Origin of the sequence: Parerythrobacter lutipelagi (assembly GCF_005434975.1) — a bacterium.
GTDB classification, from domain to species: domain Bacteria; phylum Pseudomonadota; class Alphaproteobacteria; order Sphingomonadales; family Sphingomonadaceae; genus Parerythrobacter_A; species Parerythrobacter_A lutipelagi.
This window is the reverse complement of the sequence record NZ_SKCJ01000001.1, coordinates 1664892-1680105: the sequence shown is the minus strand read 5'-3', so window position 1 is coordinate 1680105 and position 15214 is coordinate 1664892. Positions and strand designations below refer to the sequence as shown.

Here is a 15214-nt window from a genome sequence, read left to right as displayed (position 1 = left end):
GGGATCAGATATCGGGTTCGATATCGCCCACATCGCGTTCCTCATGTTCGCGCGCGGCACCTCCCAGAAGGCCGCGCTGATGTTCCTCCTGCCGTTTCGCGTCTTCGCGGTTTCGATCGTTGTCCTGGGCCATCGCTTTCTCAGGGTCGGGAGCATCCTTTCGCGAAAGCGAAAGGTCAGGAGAACCGGATTGAGGCCGGTCACTCTCACGATCCAGCGGCAGCTCGCTCTGCATCGGAGCATCGCGATCAGGAACCCGTGCACGGTCGCCTATCTGCTTGTTTCGCGTTGGCTGTGTCTCGCCCGGAGCGCGCCTGTCCTGCTTTTGATCACGGGTGGTATCCCGTTCTCCGTGTCGCTGTGATGGGATCTTTTCAGCGGTGCGGGTGCGTTTCACGGCGGGCGGTTTGCGGCGCTTCTTTGCCGCGCGTTTCCCGCCGTCCTCGTCCTCGCCGGCGGCGCCTTCGTCGTCGCTCGATCCGTTTTCATTTGCCGACCCAGCGTCATCGGCTTCAACAGGGTCAGGCGCGACGGCCGAGAGATCCCGCTCGATAAACCCTTCGGCGATGCGCGGCCAGTCGCGGGGAACGAGGGTGACCGGAGCGGCGGGAAAGCCGTCCGGAAACTTGATGTATCCGGCAAGGCTCGGCAGACCCATGAACTCGTCGGGCAGGAGGAGCGGGACGACCTGACGTCGCGGCGTCAGGCTGACCGCATCGCGGGCATTGTTGTAGCCATAGCTGTAGCCCTCTTCCATTTCGCGCACTTCGCGGTGCCCGACGATGTCCGAGCACCAGGTGGCGGTTTCGCGGTCGGCTGTGGCAAGGATCAGCTTGGTGCGCGCCAGCGAGGACAGGGTCATGGCCAGGTTCTCGCCGTAGACTTCCTTGAGCTTGGCGTAGGTATGTATGCCGGTGACGATCGCACCTCCGAAATTGCGCGCTGTCTGGAGACCCTTCTCGAGCGAGGGAAGGCGGTGAAGAGCTCCCAGTTCGTCGACCAGGAACCACAGTTTCAGATCGCGCGTGCGGCGTCCTGTCATCAGCGTATTGATGGCGGTATCGAGCCACAGCGTGAGCATCTGGGAAAGCACGCTCATGTCGACGTAGCGCGCCGAGAGGAACAGCAGCGAGCCTTCGGCGCAGTCTCCCTTGATCCATTTGCGGATCGAGAAAGCGTCGCCTTGGGACGGCAGCATCTGCATGGCCTTGGCGTTCACGTTGAACACCGCACGCACTGATTCCGCCATCTTCGCAGCACTTGGCGTGGTGATGGGACCAGCCATGGTATCTTCGAGCATCTTGTGCAGATCGGAGAGATCGGCGTTCATCAGATCGCTGGCCAACGCGGCGTTGCTGCCCCTGCCTTCCTCGGCAAGCTTGAGACAGGTTTCGACAAACATCGTGCGCGCGGCGAGCACCCAGAATTGCTCTGCGCCGCCGCCGTCGTGCGGCACAAGGGATTCCGCGGCCGCATGGAATTCGGCGCGTGAAGTGCAATCGTCGAACACGCTCCAGGCAGGACAACGCTCATCGAGCGGGTTCAGGATGATATCGCGTTCTGGCTCGTAAAAGCTCTCGATGAAGGCGCCTGTGAGGTCGAAGATGACCGCGCGCTCTCTCCTTTCCCGGATCTCCTTGACGAGCTCGAACAACGCGACTGTCTTGCCCGTCCCGGTCGTGCCGACGAGCATGGTATGGCTTTGCTCGCGGCGCCATGGCCAGCTAATTCCGGCGAGATGCGCAGGTGCATAGAGCCCTGCGCCTTGCAACGCGCTCGACCCGGCCAGACGCCACTTCCAGCCGATTTCGGTACCGTATTCGCGCGCGCGTTCCTGCTTGTTGTGATGGGCGATATCCGCCTCGAGCTCGCTCAGCGTAGCGAGCGATGCACCGCGCACATGGCGTTTGCGCTTGGATCGTTCGCCGAAGTGCTCGGCCACCCACCAGAACATTAGGAACAGAGGCAGAAGGATGGCAAGTGAGAGCCACATCGCATCCTGCAGTGAGGCGGAGAATGCGGCCCACGCTTCACGCATGGGAGGATATTGCGTGATGACCGAGATCGGGAACGCGACCATGTCTCCGTCGGGCATTCGAAGATTGACGAGCTTTTCCCGATCGAACTCCATGAACGTGTATCCGGAAGCGTAGATATGCATCCAGAGCAGGTAGGTCTGGTAGTCATCGAGGGCACCTGAGACTTCCCACCAGGTGAGTGCTAATACCAGTACGATAGCGACGATAAGTGGGCCCTTCAGGCCAGCTGCAAACATGAAGCCGAAGTGTCCAAGCAACTGGCTTCCGCGGGTGAAGTTGACGAGACTAGTCTTCATGGCCGGCCTCCTTTTTTGGAGATGGAATGAAGCCAAGTGTGACCAGTCGGCGATGGTAGGCAGCGATTGTCTTTTCGCGCAAAGAGGTATCCGCATGAGCGGCGAGAAGCGCGTCGAGCGCGACCGTCATGAACACCATCTGTCGTCCGGGATCGGTTCCGCCCGGCCGGTCTGCGGTATCGTTCTCGCGGTTCCATGCCGCGATCAGGAGGTCGCGCACGACCACGCTGACGCTGACTTCCTTGGTCTGCGCCAGGCCCTTGATCCAGTCCGCGATAAGCGGCGGAACGTAAGACTGTACACTTTGGTGACGTTGCAATGTTCCAAGCTCCTCTTGCTCAAGAAGCCTGGTTCACCCTGCGGAAGGCGAGGATCACACTAAATCAGGCGGGGCCTGTAGGAAAATGGAAAATTCACGCGTTATTCCCGTGGTTTACTCGCAGGTGATTTACATCTGCAGCGCGAATCCAAAGCGTAAATCGCCGTCAAATCAGTCGATGCATACGGCCAGTTTTCCGTGCAAGATACTGAACATCAATAGAAAAATCATGCTGCACCGCTGCGTACGGTGTGCCCAATTTCCCAACTGCGCAGGTCGCTCCAGCTACGATGGCGGTTTTCAGATAGCGGGTAGTTTCCCATCCCAATTTATAGCGCGCGAGCAACCAGCCAGAGGCGGCCTAGATCAGGGAAAATCGAATCTTTCTTGGCCGGTCGAAACAGGAAACCGCACCCCCGGAAGGGCATAGGCAAACGAGCGCGTGCGGTGCCAGGGACCGGGGTCTGTCGGTCCCGCCAGCATTGCGCCGCTCCGACCCGGTGCCCGTCGGGAGTGCGTGCGGGGCCCGAAACAGAAATGCCGCGCCCGCAGGAGCACCGCCGCAGGTGGTGCGGGACCGAGCGCGTCGCCAGCCCCGCGCAGTGATCCATCGCGACCCTCGTAAGGCGAACAGAAAAAAGGGCAGGAACCGGAACCGGCTCCTGCCCGATGGGATATCTCAGAATTCATCCAGCATCGCACCGTGGACCGTATGAACAACGCGGCTCGCCAGATGTACCGGGAGGGCGTAGTAGTCGCCCTCGTCCAGCGCGAAGTAGCCTAAGTCATCGTCCTCTATGACGTGCTGGTCGAAGAAGCTGTGCAGCGCCCGCCGTTCAGCAGTGGCAAGCGCTTGAAAATAGCTGTTTGAGTTCGATTGAAGATTGCCGAGTGAAGTCATGATTTCCTCCTGATGTCTGTCGGTGAGACGACAGGAGAAAGGCGGATGGGTGTGCGGCCGGTGGGTCAGGGATCACCCGGTCGGGTGACCGCGAAGCGGCGGTGGGGGAAACGATTTTGCCGGACCGAAGCGTAAGCGAAGGGGAGGGAAAATGGTGGGGCCCTGCCGTCCTTGACGCGCCGGCTGCACGCCCATCATCCTTGAAAGGTCCGTGAGCCAGGCCCCTCTCTTTGGTTGGAGGTCATCCTGGAGACGATTCAAGAACGCGCTTTCCTACAGAGCCCTTGCTGGTTCAATTGAACACCACGGAGGAACATTCGAGGGGGCGAAGAAAGTATCCAAAATGCCAACCAAACGAAGCGCTGTGGCTGCTCTCAAGAAGCTGGAGGCCGATCGGGCAGCGCTCGACATACGTCAGACGGAACTTGAGGAAGAAGCTGCCCTTGAATTGGGACGGGTGATCCTTGGAACGGGCCTCGAAAGCTTCTCCAAGAAGTGTCTTGCAAGAATGGCGGTAGAGCTTGCAAAGCTGGGTGAAGAAGAGGCCTTGAAGCGGCTGGCTATGGCACCTGCCTCCTCTCCTCAGACTGGTGCACCAGCAGCAAAGTAGGCACAAAGAAGGGGCCCTGTCCGACATGGACAGGACCCCTTCGGGGAGGATCGACGGGACAGTTCAGTCGATCTCGGGGGCATCCTTGTTACCCTCGTCTTCATTAGCACCGTTGCCGCGCGAGAGGAAGTCGACCTTGTCGGCGAGGATCTCGGTGCCGTAGCGGGTGACTCCGTCCTTGTCTTCCCACTGGGTGTAGTGGATGCGGCCCTGGACGCTGACCAGCTGGCCCTTGGAGCAGTACTGACCGACGGTCTTGGCGAGGCCGTTAAAGCAGGTCACCCGGTGGAACTCGCTTTCCTTGGCAGTGTAGCCGTTCTCATCCTTGTAGGTCTTGCCGTCCTTGTCGCGCGCAGGGCGATCGGTGACGACGGTGATCCCGGTGACATTGGTGCCACCCTTGGTCTCGCGGGTTTCCGGATCGCGGGCGATGCGGCCGGTGAGGATTGCGATATTGGTCATGATGAAAGTTCCTTCAGTTCCTCAAACCGGAGACCATCTCCGGCTTGCGAACATCCAGAAGAAGCAGGGCATGGGAGGACTGCACCGCAGGCCAACAGACATCGTCTGGGGGCCGAAGGGAAACCTGTTCATGACGGGTGGTGCGGGCAGGCGCGCGAAGCGCGACAACACGGCCGTCAAAGGAACGGGTTGCGGCTCCTCAACTGACCTGGTTCAGGACTGTTCGCGAAGAAAGCCGGATGGGTATCGGGTGCGGGTCTGAAGGTGCCAAGACCCTGTTGCAATCAGCCTGCTCCATCGCCTTCCGATGCCGCCAGGAGATCCATCAAGTTGCGGGCTGCTTCCCGGTCCTTCTCGTTCTCGAACGCTACTTCGAGGTCGGGGGCAGACCCGAACATGTGCAGGAACGACCACAGTGCAAAGCGCTTGCCCCGGTCCTGCTCAAGGCCGAAATCGACGCGGCAATGCTCGATACCGGCTGCAAGTGTGTCAGGAGCAACCGAGGAAAGGTCGGTCGAGGCAAAGTAGCGCTGCAGCAGATCGTCGAGTTGCATGAAAGACCCTGTAGCGCGGAATGAATGATCCGAGAACGCCCAGTGATGATCTGGCGAAAGATTCCGAGAATTTACGTCGCTGAGTAAACGCCGGTCAGTTCATTAGGCGCAGGAAGTGCAGACAAGAGCCGCATTCAAAAGCGTATCTATTCGGGCCTGTCGTAACCCTTCAATCGACTTGATCGGGTTCGGTGCTATGTAGCTAAGGCGACCCGAAGGGCTCGGAGCAGCAATGCGATGAGTTCTCTCCTTATGGGCGGCCTCGAGAGGGGCCGCCCTTTTTTCGCCGACGCAGATTGATCCGACCGGGAGTGATTAAACCCTACGTCGGGGAGGTTGGGCTGGTACCGAGCGGTCCGCGGCGATCGACTACGGTGATGCGCTGCTTCTTGGCCTCGATCACCAAGCGCTCGGTCACGCCATTGCCAGGAAATGCCACCACGTAGCGAGGGTTAAGGCCGAGCATTTGCTCGTTGCGCTTAAATCCGGCGCGGGCACCGAGACGGCGTTCAAGCCCGAAGGTCAATTGCTGAACTTCATGACGCTCAGCCCAGGATGCGGCCAGTCTGTCGGCTCCCTTGCCGTCGCCGCCGTGCACGAGAAACAGGTCGGGAACGACCTCGCGCACCTTCTCGAGAGTAGCCCAGATGTTGGCCGCGTAGGTCTTGGCGTCAGTCTCGCTTTCGAAGCGATTGCGACCACCGGCGAACACGACCGGAGTACCCTCGGGTGAATGTGCAGCCTGACGATTTTCCTTTCGCACGCGCAGAAAATCGCGGGCGTCGATCACGGCCGAAGTCATGTTCCTCGAATGGCGCGCACGCGATCCCGATACTGGCTTCCACGAGGAACCGGTTTCGTCGCGATAAAGACCTGCTGCAACCTCGCGCATCTGCTCGAAGGCTTGCATGCTGGCTTCGGCCGACTGGGCCCGCAGGGTTTGCTCTTCAAGGCTCGACGAATGCACTTCGGACCCGTCGCCGGATGCCAGAAGGGCACGGATTTCATCCGAGGCCCGGTCCACCTGGGCCGATTTGCGGCTGGCGGCGCGGTGGAAGAGATTGACGAAGCCCCAGGCGAGATCCTCGGCGTCGGCTTCGAGCGCGGTGTCGGCAAACAGCGCAAAGAGATCGGACCATACCGCTCCCAGCGTGTGAGCCATGGCATCCTCACATGGAAAGTCGCATTCGTTGAAAGGGGCAGGCGTGATCGAGAAGCCGGATAGATCGAGGCCCGCAAGCTGGCTGGCGAAACTGTCATACATATCGGTAGTCCTCCTTAAGACCGGCGAATGCCGGCAGAGGAATTTCCGCGCGGGCCTGTTCGCCGTGCCTGACAAGGACCGGGACAAGGGAACGCCGCACCGCGGCAGCGGGAAACCCCGCAAGGCAAGGCTGGCGCGGGCCACACGGGCCGCAGCCTTGCGCGGGTTGCGGTGGGACCTGACCGGTCCAGGGCACGAGGACCAGCGAACAGGTTCGTGCTGGACAGTGCCGGGGTGGTGCTGGAGTTGTCTCGGAGGTGTCCCGGATCGACTCAGGAGCGCTCTTGGAGGCCAAACTGCCCCGGCGTGAAGGCGAGCACTTCCGCGTGCGGGAAAGCCGCGATCGCGGTTAGTCGGTCTCCCTCGTGACGCAAGTGCCACCCCCGACCGTGATCTGGTTCCGATTTCGTAAAGCCGGCCGGATCGAGCAATGCCAGGTTGATGCCGTCCGGGTCACGCGCGGAGCATGCCCGAATGGCCTGACCGCCCGCTTCGCGCACCGACGCAGCAAGGTCCTGGCAGTGCGAGTAGTTGTCCGGGTCAAGCCATCGGTTGGCATCGGCCTCAAGCGGCGCTCTGGTCGTATCAGTCAGCCGCGTGACCGATATGGGCACGGAAAAGCTCAGGTGCTCGCTGGTCCGATTGCCTGGAACGAAGCCCGGCGAGCGGCTGTAGAACTTGAGCCGCCAGTAGGCGGTCTCGGTAATCGCAGTGCTTTCGGCTTCGCTTGCGTAGAATATCCCGGGCCGCTCGTTCGCTCGGCGAAAACGGCTGGCAACCGTGTGGCCATAACGAAAGGGTGAAGCGAGGAGATAATGCAACCCGTGCGCGGTCTTCGGCAGATCCGGCTTTGCGCTATCTGCCAGTTCCTCAAGGCGCTGTTGCTCGCCAAGATCAGAGGTCAATCGATTGGTCGAGATACGATGCTGTGCTTCAACTACCCGCCATACCGTCCGGCGGTAGCGGCGGAATTCAGACGCGAGCGCGGTGGGCGTCCACATAGTCGCAAACGGTGATGAGGCCCTTGAAACTGTCGACGAGATCGATCGGGCGCGCATCGAGATCGAGATTGACGGTCGTCAGCCATGCGCGCGCAGACATGTCATCGCTCCCGAGCAGGGCGTCAAGCGAGCGGAATAGCCGCAGGAGGAACTGAGCAGCTTCGAAAGACTTCGATGCAGGGTCGAGCTGCGCCTTGCCCGAACGCAGGCGCGAGGCGGTCGATTCCGATACACCAAGGATTGCACCAAGCTTAGGATTGGTGAGACCCCAGAACTCGGCGATGCGCGCGATAGCAGATGTCAGCACCTTGCCATCGTCGGGCTGCAATTCGAGTGGCTTCGTCGCCATAGGCTATCCTTTCAATTGCAAGATATACGGGTTATCCCGTCAAATGCAAGGTGGTAGGCGTTCGAAGATCGCCTCTCCGTTCGAAAAACACCCGACCATCTTGAGCTCGCCGAACAGTCGTTCGAAATGCGGCCCTACTTGTGCGATCCAGTGACGCGCCCGCGCCGCCCGCGGGCAAGACGAGTCCGCTTCCCAGAAGAGAGCGTCATCGCGCGGGGCGATCCAGATCGCAGCAAGACCGGAATAGGTCGATATCCCGCAATCGGCAAAGGCGTTGCGCAGGAGGATACGGTCCTCGCGGCCGCGCCATCCATCGAAGGTGTCGAAAGAAGGAAAGGATGCCTTTGTGGTATCGATGATTTCGCCGACGAGGCACTCATAGACCCAGTCCGCATCGTCGTCTTCGCCGTCCTCGAGCAGGCGAAAGGCTACCACGGCGCCGGTCGGATAACTGACGGAACGTCCCATCTTCCAGCTCCTCAGGCTGCACTAGCAAGATCGACGTCGGTCTCGCCCTCACATGTTTGGAGTCCACCCAGCTCGAGCAGCAAGGTGGCTGCCTCCTCGGCCTTTGCTGCGGCGGTCAGGATCGCGCGCTCGTCCGATTTGAGGATTTTGAGCCAGGACGCGATGTAGCTGGCGTGATGGTCGAGGTGGCTGACCGGAAGCCCTAGTTCGGCACCCAGAATGGCTGACGATAACTCGGCGATCAGTTCTTCGGCAGCATAGGCTTCGCTGCCGAAGCGGTTCTTGAGATCGCGATCGAGCCGCGAAGAATGTCCGGTCCAGTGCGACAGCTCGTGAGCGAGCGTCGCGTAGTAGTGGTCGAAGGCTCCGAAGAGTTCCACCGGCGGCATGGTGACCCGGTCGCGCAGTGGCTCGTAATAGGCCTGGGCTCCATGATGGCGCAGGTTGGCGCCTACTTGCCCGAAGAAGGCATCGAGCCGCTCTTCGCGGCCTTCGGGTTCAAGCGCGGCAACCAGCGGGTTGGGATAGTAGAACTCGGGGAGGCCATCGCATTGGTCGGCATTGAATACGGCATATGCCTTCAGCACGCGCTGGTTTTCCGTATCCTGACCGCCGTCAGCTGTCTCAATTTCCTTTTTGTAGCTCTTGTAAAAGATCGCGATGGTCGACTTCTCGCCTTTGCGGACCTGACCACCAAGCTTCTGGCACTGGCGATAGGTCATCCAGAAGGGAGAAGCGTATGCGCAGGCATCGGCGACCATCCACAGCCAGAAGGTATTCATGCCGCGATACGGCGTTCCGCAGTATCTCAGTGGGCGAGAAAGCGGCACACCGCGCCACGGCTTGACCCAAGGCTTGGTGCCTTGCTCTAGCTTTTCAATGATGGCGGCAGTGATGCGCTGAGCTGGCGATGTCGAAGCTGTGCGGAGGGACTTAGTCATCGATGGTCTCCTGATCACCGGAACGGACGTGCCCGGGTTCAGGACGAGCAAAGCGCCCTCCCCTCTCCACCTCTTCAAGCGACCAATATCGAAAGAAGTACGTAAAAGCAGCTCGCCCCTGATGGGACGGCCCGCCCGCCGAGCGACGGATCTGTCAGGAGGGGGCAGGCAGCCTGTTCGGCAATTTCGTCTGCTGCTTCGTCCACGGTCGGATCGGCAGTTTCATCCCCGACCGGCGCCTCAGATGAACCGAAGCGCATGATCTCGGGCAGCCACGCTCCCGCTCGCGCTTTCACATCCGCTTCGCCGAAGAAATCGCCTGAGAAGACACGCTCGACGCCACTTGATTTGTTCGTTCGAACGAACTACGCTCATATAATGATTCGAGAACACCTGCTTGAAACCGCTATCCGTCACTTTGGCGAGCGCGGATTTGACGGAGCTTCGACCCGCTCCATCGCTGCGGCGGCCGATACCGCCATGTCTTCGATCACCTATCACTTCGGCGGGAAGGAAGGACTGTACCTCGCGTGCGCCGACTATATCGTCGATAAGGTTCGCACCCGGATCACGCCGTTATTGAATACCGTTGAGGTAGACGACAGCGACCGGTCAGGTGCGACGGAGGCAGTCTGTTTTCTGCTGCGAGGTTTCGCTAACACAATGATGTCTGAAGAAGCGGCGCCATGGGCGCGCTTCGTTTCCAACGAGTTACAAAAGCCCACCGACGCTTTCGAGTGCATCGCCACCGGGGCGATAGACCTCATCATGGCGAAGGTCGTCGAACTGGTGGGTATCGCCCGCCCCGATCTGGACGAGATCGACCGCCGTAGCGTCGCGATCACGATCTGGGGTCAGGCCATCTTTCTGCGCCTCGGTCGTGCCTCGATAGAACGACTGCTTGAGACCGAAGCCATGAACGCGGCGGCCGCCGATCTCATGATTGATCGGGTCGTCGCGAATGCCCGGTGCATCCTCACCCAGAGCCCGGAGTGCCCCCAATGAGCCGTAGACGTATCATCGGCCTCGCCGCGCTCGCAGCGCTGGTCATCGCTTTCGTCCTGACGTCCGGTTTCGGCCTCTGGACCGCTGAGAGCGAAGGTGAGCTCACGCTCTACGGCAATGTCGACATTAGGGAGGTCGATCTTGCATTCGAGAACAGCGGCAGGGTCGAAGAAATCCAGGTGGAAGAAGGTGACCGGGTCGAAAGCGGCGCAGTCCTGGCCTTCCTCGATCCCGCCCGGAGCAAGGACCGGATGCGGCAGGCAGAAGCCGACGTCGCCCAGGCCCGCGCCGCACTTACCAGGGCGCGAAACGGCAATCGACCGCAGGACATCGCCCAAGGACAGGCTCGCCTCGATGCCGCGCGTATCACGCTGGCCAAATCCGAGAGCGACGTCGACCGCCGTCGACCGCTGGTGGCCGAAGGCGCGATCAGTCGCGAGCTCTGGGATCGAACGCTCGCCGAGGCCCGGCGCGCGCGAGCCCAGCTGCGCGAAGCCGAGCAGGCCTTGGCGCTCTTGCGGGCCGGAACACGCAACGAGGATATCGCTGTGGCGCAGGCTCGCGTGGACGCCGCGCTGGCGCAGCAATCGAGCGTCCAGACCGATCTCAATGACACTCGGCTCAAGGCGCCGGTAGCGGGTATCGTGGTGACCCGCGCCGTAGAACCCGGCACGCTGGTGCAGCCAGGGACGCCGGCCTTCACGCTCGCAATAGATCGCCCGGTGCGAATCCGCGCTTATGTCGCAGAGCCAGACCTCACACGGATCGAACCGGGAATGCGCGTGAACGTCATGGTTGATGGCAGAACTGAGCCCTACCGTGGCCAGATCGGTTACATCTCCCCGCAAGCCGAGTTCACACCGAAGTCAGTCGAGACCGAAGAGTTGCGATCCGACCTCGTTTACCGCGTCCGGATCGTAGTGGACAATGCCGATGGCGGCCTGCGGCAGGGTCAGCCCGTTACTGTCACCATCCCGCAGGCGCGCCCTGCTGGGGACGAGTGACATGGGCGAAACTGTCGCCAGCATACGCGATCTGACCATGCGTTTTGGCGGTGCGGAAGACGATGCGCTCAAGGGCATCGATCTTGCCGTCGAGACCGGCCAGATTACCGGACTTGTCGGCCCCGACGGGGCCGGGAAGACGACGCTTATCCGGATACTCGCCAATCTCCTGCCCCCCACCGAGGGAAGCGTCGTGGTGCTCGGAGGCGAGCCGGGCACCAACCGTTTCGATCTGGGATACATGCCGCAACGCTTCGGCCTGTACGAAGATCTCTCTGTTATCGAGAACCTGACGCTTTATGCCCGGATGCGCGGGCTTCCGCAAAGCGAGTGGGATGCAGCTTTTACGCGCCTGCTCGACTTCACCGACCTCGCCCGATTCAAGTCACGTCTGGGAGGCAAGCTGTCGGGCGGGATGAAACAGAAGCTCGGCCTTGCCTGCGCCCTCGTCCGGACCCCCAAGCTGCTGCTGCTCGACGAGCCGAGCGTGGGCGTAGACCCGGTATCGCGCCGCGAACTTTGGGCCATGGTCGAGCAACTCGTCGACGAGGGGATCGGCGTGCTGTGGTCGACCGCTTATCTCGACGAGGCCGAGCAGTGCGAGGTCGTCTACCTGCTCAACAAAGGCGAATTGCTCTTTGCCGGCAATCCATCAAATCTGACCGATGAGGTCGCCGGACGTGTTGCGGTCGTCACAGGGTTCGAGGGACGGCGGCGAGAACTGCTCACGCGGATGCTCGACCGTGACGACGTGATCGACGGGACGCTTCAAGGACGTTCGATCCGCTTATTGTTCGATCGCCCTGCGGCGAACGACGCGGTCGTGCTGGACCTTGACGACGGCTCCCAGGTGGAACCTGCCCGGCCGCGCTTCGAGGACGGGTTCATCAACCGGCTTGGCGGCGGTCCTGACGGAACGAGCGAACTCGCGCGAAGGTACCGCATGATCGATGGTGGCGATGGATGCGCGATCGAGGCCAAGGGGCTGACCAAGCGCTTCGGTGATTTCACGGCGGCGGACAACATGGACTTCGCTATACCTTACGGCAAGATCTACGGACTTCTCGGCCCCAACGGCGCCGGAAAATCCACCACCTTCAAGATGCTCTGTGGTCTTCTCACCCCGACAGAAGGTTCGGGAGCGGTGGCAGGGCATGATCTGCGGACCGCCGGACCGGAGGCGCGCCGCTCCCTCGGTTACATGGCGCAGAAGTTCTCGCTCTACGGCGATCTCAGCGTGCGCCAGAACCTCAATTTCTTCGCTGGCGCCTACGGGCTCTCGCGCGGCGAAGCGCGCAACGCGATCGACAGCACCATCGAAGTCTTCGACCTTGGCGGTGACCTGAACAGAAGCGCGGGCGAAATGCCGCTGGGTTACAAGCAGCGGCTGTCGCTCGCGTGCGCAGTGATGCACCAGCCACCGGTGCTCTTTCTCGACGAGCCGACCTCGGGTGTCGATCCTGTCGCCCGCCGGGAGTTCTGGACGCATATCAATGGCCTCGTAGAGAAGGGTGCCACGGTTCTGGTGACGACGCATTTCATGGAGGAGGCCGAGTATTGCGACGACATTTCGCTGATCTACCGCTCGCAACTGATCGCTCAAGGCACTCCCGATGAATTGAAGCGCCGCGCTCAGGTTGTGGCGCCTCGCCTGCAGGCCCCGACGATGGAAGACGCGTTTATTGCCTTGGTCGAGGACAGGGATGCGGCGGTTGAGAAAGCCGCATGAAAGAGCAGACCGAAGCCTCCGTGCCGCCACCACAGACGAAGCGGATAGTAGATCGCGAGAAGTTCGACGTCCGTCGCCTTTCCGCGATGTCGCGCAAAGAAGTCCTTCAGGTGTCGCGCGATCCGTCGACCTATATTATCGCCTTCGTACTTCCGCTGATCCTTCTCCTGTTGTTTGGCTACGGGTTGAATTTGGATACGGGCACCACCCGGATCGGCCTTGTCGTTCAGGACGATAGCGAGGCAGCCCAGTCCTTGGCAGCCGCCTATCACAACAGCGATTGGTTCGAGGTCGAGCAGGCTCGCAGCGTAGCCGAGATCGAGGACGATCTCGTCAGCGGAGATATCTTCGCGATGGTAGTCATCCCGCAAGGCTTCGGTGAAGGCGTGCTGCGCGGCAATGCGCCGCCCATCCAGATCGTTACCGACGGATCGCAGCCCAACAACGCAACTTTCGCGACCGGATATGCCGAAGGGCTGCGCGCCAATTGGGCTGCGGGCCGCGGGCTGGAGGCCGGGCAGCCAGATGGCGGCAATGTTCGCGTCGCAACAAGGTACTGGTTCAACCCCGAACTCAAGAGCCGCTATTCGTTGGTTATCGGCTCGATCGCCATCGTGATGGTGATAATCGGAACCTTGCAGACGTCACTTGTCATCGCGCGCGAGTGGGAGCGCGGGACGATGGAGGCCATGATGGCAACGCCGATGCTGATGAGCGAATTCCTTATCAGCAAGATCGTGCCCTATTTCGTCCTGTCGCTGATCTCGATCGCGCTGTGTACCGTGCTCGCGGTGACGGTATTCGGCGTTCCATTCCGCGGCTCGATCCTGGCGCTGTTCGTCATCTCCTGCGCCTTTCTCCTGCCCGCCCTTGGTCTGGGCCTTCTCATCAGTGCAGTCACCAAAAACCAGTTCGTGGCGAGCCAGGCGGGTCTGCTCAGCGGATTTCTGCCAACCCTCCTGTTGTCGGGATTTCTCTACGAGATCTCGTCCATGCCGCTGCCGATCCAAGCCATCACCTACGTCATTCCCGCGCGCTATCTGGTCCCTTCATTGCAGACCGTCTTCATGGCCGGAGACGTCTGGTCGCTGTTCCTCCCGAATATCGCCGCGCTTGTCGGGTTCGGCGTTCTCCTGCTGTTTCTCACCTTTCGGGTCAATCGCCGGAGTCTCATGTGATGGAGCGCTTGAAGGCCATCATCGTTAAGGAGGCCTGGGCGCTGCTGCGGGACCCGCGAGCACGCATTACCCTGTTCGTGCCGCCACTGGTCCAACTCCTGCTGTTTTCCTTCGCCGCTACGCTCGAGGTCAAGAATGCGGATGTCGGCTTTCTTGATCTGTCGGGCGGCGTCCAGAGCGTCGAGATCCTCAGGCGGCTCGATGCAAGCAACAATTTCGACGAAGTCCGCAGGCTGCGCTCCTACGAGGAGCTAAAGAGTGCGATCGACCGGCAGGAGATCATCGCCGCGATTGTCTTCGATCAGCAATTCGACAGGTCTGTGCTTTCGTCCGATCCGGCGACACTCGGCGTGATTCTCGATGGGAGACGGATCAACGCCGCGCAAATCGTATCGCGCTACATCTCCGAAGTCGCCTCTTCGGTCGGTATGGAAGCCACATCAGCGCGGACAATGCATCAACCCAGCATCGCGCGCAGCTGGTTCAATCCCAATCTTGACTTCATCTGGTTCAACATTCCGGCACTCGCCTGCATTATCGTATCGGTTTCGGCGCTTTCGATTACCGCGCAGAGCGTCGCGCGCGAGCGCGAACTCGGCACCTTCGATCAGTTGATGGTTTCGCCGCTCCGCGTCCACGAAATCCTGATCGGCAAGATCATCCCGCCATTCCTCGTAGCCGTCCTCGCCGGGATGGTCTTCGTGGTGGCGGCCCCGATCTACGGCGTGCCGTTCACCGGGTCGATCCTCCTGTTCGTTCTCGGCCTCTCCTTTTACGCGCTCGCGCTGGGCGGTTTCGGAATGTTCGTGTCCAGCCTGTCGACGACACAGCAGCAAGCCTTCCTCGGCTCCTTTGTACTTACCGTTCCCATCGTATTGCTTTCAGGCTTCGCTGCCCCGATCGCGAACATGCCTGAATGGCTGCAACCTCTCACCTACATCATCCCCGCCCGGTATTTCCTCGAGATGTCGCTTGGCATCTTCCTCAAGGACATGCCCCTTTCCGACGTGCTCGGCCTGCTCTGGCCGCTCGTTCTGCTCGCGATCGCGACACTCGGTGCTTCCGCCTGGTTGTTCCGCGCTCGCATGGAGTGA

16 protein-coding genes are annotated in these 15214 nt (G+C 60.9%); 6 read left to right on the top strand and 10 right to left on the bottom strand.

The features are described from left to right. Positions 1-4 precede the first annotated feature (4 nt). The 3 genes from E0502_RS08315 to E0502_RS08305 form a co-directional block, all read right to left on the bottom strand. Positions 5-2335: a type IV secretion system DNA-binding domain-containing protein gene (locus E0502_RS08315; RefSeq protein ID WP_137677424.1), complete on the bottom strand. Its 2331-nt coding sequence runs from the start codon at positions 2333-2335 to the stop codon at positions 5-7. Further along, positions 2325-2654, bottom strand: coding sequence for a hypothetical protein (locus tag E0502_RS08310; protein WP_137677423.1), 330 nt, complete (start codon positions 2652-2654; stop codon positions 2325-2327). Before E0502_RS08310 ends, E0502_RS08315 begins: the two co-directional genes overlap by 11 nt. 679 nt (positions 2655-3333) lie before the next feature. Further along, positions 3334-3555: a hypothetical protein gene (locus tag E0502_RS08305; protein WP_137677422.1), complete on the bottom strand. Its 222-nt coding sequence runs from the start codon at positions 3553-3555 to the stop codon at positions 3334-3336. A 343-nt stretch (positions 3556-3898) separates the two neighbouring features. Between E0502_RS08305 and E0502_RS08300 the strand changes: the two genes are divergently transcribed. Next, positions 3899-4165 carry a DUF6437 family protein gene (locus E0502_RS08300; RefSeq protein WP_137677421.1) on the top strand — a complete coding sequence of 89 codons (267 nt, stop codon included), beginning with the start codon at positions 3899-3901 and terminating at the stop codon, positions 4163-4165. A gap of 63 nt (positions 4166-4228) precedes the next feature. Here the strand turns inward: E0502_RS08300 and E0502_RS08295 are convergent, their stop codons facing one another. The 7 genes from E0502_RS08295 to E0502_RS08265 all read right to left on the bottom strand — a co-directional run bounded on the left by E0502_RS08295 (position 4229) and on the right by E0502_RS08265 (position 9204). Next, on the bottom strand, positions 4229-4627 hold the full coding sequence (locus E0502_RS08295) for a single-stranded DNA-binding protein (RefSeq protein WP_137677420.1): 399 nt from the start codon (positions 4625-4627) through the stop codon (positions 4229-4231). Positions 4628-4911: 284 nt separating this feature from the next. Next, positions 4912-5181, bottom strand: coding sequence for a hypothetical protein (locus tag E0502_RS08290; protein WP_137677419.1), 270 nt, complete (start codon positions 5179-5181; stop codon positions 4912-4914). A gap of 322 nt (positions 5182-5503) precedes the next feature. Further along, entirely contained in the window at positions 5504-6445 is a 942-nt protein-coding gene (locus tag E0502_RS08285; RefSeq protein WP_137677418.1) for a DUF2493 domain-containing protein, read from the bottom strand. Positions 6446-6717: 272 nt separating this feature from the next. Next, a complete protein-coding gene (locus E0502_RS08280) occupies positions 6718-7446 on the bottom strand; it encodes an RES family NAD+ phosphorylase (RefSeq protein WP_137677417.1) in 729 nt (242 codons plus the stop codon). Continuing rightward, positions 7418-7795: an MbcA/ParS/Xre antitoxin family protein gene (locus tag E0502_RS08275; RefSeq protein WP_137677416.1), complete on the bottom strand. Its 378-nt coding sequence runs from the start codon at positions 7793-7795 to the stop codon at positions 7418-7420. Before E0502_RS08275 ends, E0502_RS08280 begins: the two co-directional genes overlap by 29 nt. Before the next feature lie 39 nt (positions 7796-7834). Then, on the bottom strand, positions 7835-8263 hold the full coding sequence (locus tag E0502_RS08270) for a hypothetical protein (RefSeq protein ID WP_137677415.1): 429 nt from the start codon (positions 8261-8263) through the stop codon (positions 7835-7837). A gap of 11 nt (positions 8264-8274) precedes the next feature. Further along, positions 8275-9204 (bottom strand): ArdC family protein, encoded by a 930-nt coding sequence (locus tag E0502_RS08265; protein ID WP_137677414.1) that lies wholly within the window; start codon positions 9202-9204, stop codon positions 8275-8277. A gap of 258 nt (positions 9205-9462) precedes the next feature. On the opposite strand from E0502_RS08265, the gene E0502_RS08260 reads away from it, so the two are divergent. From E0502_RS08260 to E0502_RS08240, 5 genes are read left to right on the top strand one after another with little or no spacing between them, the layout of a single operon-like run. Further along, positions 9463-10209, top strand: a complete 747-nt coding sequence (locus tag E0502_RS08260; RefSeq protein WP_137677413.1) for a CerR family C-terminal domain-containing protein — start codon at positions 9463-9465, stop codon at positions 10207-10209. Beyond that, on the top strand, positions 10206-11213 hold the full coding sequence (locus E0502_RS08255; protein WP_137677412.1) for an HlyD family secretion protein: 1008 nt from the start codon (positions 10206-10208) through the stop codon (positions 11211-11213). The genes E0502_RS08260 and E0502_RS08255 overlap by 4 nt, the downstream gene beginning before the upstream one ends. 1 nt (position 11214) lies before the next feature. Then, positions 11215-12942, top strand: coding sequence for an ATP-binding cassette domain-containing protein (locus E0502_RS08250; RefSeq protein ID WP_137677411.1), 1728 nt, complete (start codon positions 11215-11217; stop codon positions 12940-12942). Continuing rightward, a complete protein-coding gene (locus E0502_RS08245; RefSeq protein WP_137677410.1) occupies positions 12939-14120 on the top strand; it encodes an ABC transporter permease in 1182 nt (393 codons plus the stop codon). Before E0502_RS08250 ends, E0502_RS08245 begins: the two co-directional genes overlap by 4 nt. After that, a complete protein-coding gene (locus E0502_RS08240) occupies positions 14120-15214 on the top strand; it encodes an ABC transporter permease (RefSeq protein ID WP_137677409.1) in 1095 nt (364 codons plus the stop codon). Before E0502_RS08245 ends, E0502_RS08240 begins: the two co-directional genes overlap by 1 nt.

Bases quoted from the DNA above. Each gene is read 5' to 3' on its own strand.
- E0502_RS08270 (WP_137677415.1), bottom strand. From the start codon at position 8,263: ATGGGACGTTCCGTCAGTTATCCGACCGGCGCCGTGGTAGCCTTTCGC.
- E0502_RS08265 (WP_137677414.1), bottom strand. From the start codon at position 9,204: ATGACTAAGTCCCTCCGCACAGCTTCGACATCGCCAGCTCAGCGCATC.
- E0502_RS08290 (WP_137677419.1), bottom strand. From the start codon at position 5,181: ATGCAACTCGACGATCTGCTGCAGCGCTACTTTGCCTCGACCGACCTT.
- E0502_RS08280 (WP_137677417.1), bottom strand. From the start codon at position 7,446: ATGTGGACGCCCACCGCGCTCGCGTCTGAATTCCGCCGCTACCGCCGG.
- E0502_RS08300 (WP_137677421.1), top strand. From the start codon at position 3,899: ATGCCAACCAAACGAAGCGCTGTGGCTGCTCTCAAGAAGCTGGAGGCC.
- E0502_RS08295 (WP_137677420.1), bottom strand. From the start codon at position 4,627: ATGACCAATATCGCAATCCTCACCGGCCGCATCGCCCGCGATCCGGAA.
- E0502_RS08285 (WP_137677418.1), bottom strand. From the start codon at position 6,445: ATGTATGACAGTTTCGCCAGCCAGCTTGCGGGCCTCGATCTATCCGGC.
- E0502_RS08315 (WP_137677424.1), bottom strand. From the start codon at position 2,335: ATGAAGACTAGTCTCGTCAACTTCACCCGCGGAAGCCAGTTGCTTGGA.
- E0502_RS08255 (WP_137677412.1), top strand. From the start codon at position 10,206: ATGAGCCGTAGACGTATCATCGGCCTCGCCGCGCTCGCAGCGCTGGTC.
- E0502_RS08245 (WP_137677410.1), top strand. From the start codon at position 12,939: ATGAAAGAGCAGACCGAAGCCTCCGTGCCGCCACCACAGACGAAGCGG.
- E0502_RS08275 (WP_137677416.1), bottom strand. From the start codon at position 7,795: ATGGCGACGAAGCCACTCGAATTGCAGCCCGACGATGGCAAGGTGCTG.
- E0502_RS08260 (WP_137677413.1), top strand. From the start codon at position 9,463: ATGATCTCGGGCAGCCACGCTCCCGCTCGCGCTTTCACATCCGCTTCG.
- E0502_RS08240 (WP_137677409.1), top strand. From the start codon at position 14,120: ATGGAGCGCTTGAAGGCCATCATCGTTAAGGAGGCCTGGGCGCTGCTG.
- E0502_RS08250 (WP_137677411.1), top strand. From the start codon at position 11,215: ATGGGCGAAACTGTCGCCAGCATACGCGATCTGACCATGCGTTTTGGC.
- E0502_RS08305 (WP_137677422.1), bottom strand. From the start codon at position 3,555: ATGACTTCACTCGGCAATCTTCAATCGAACTCAAACAGCTATTTTCAA.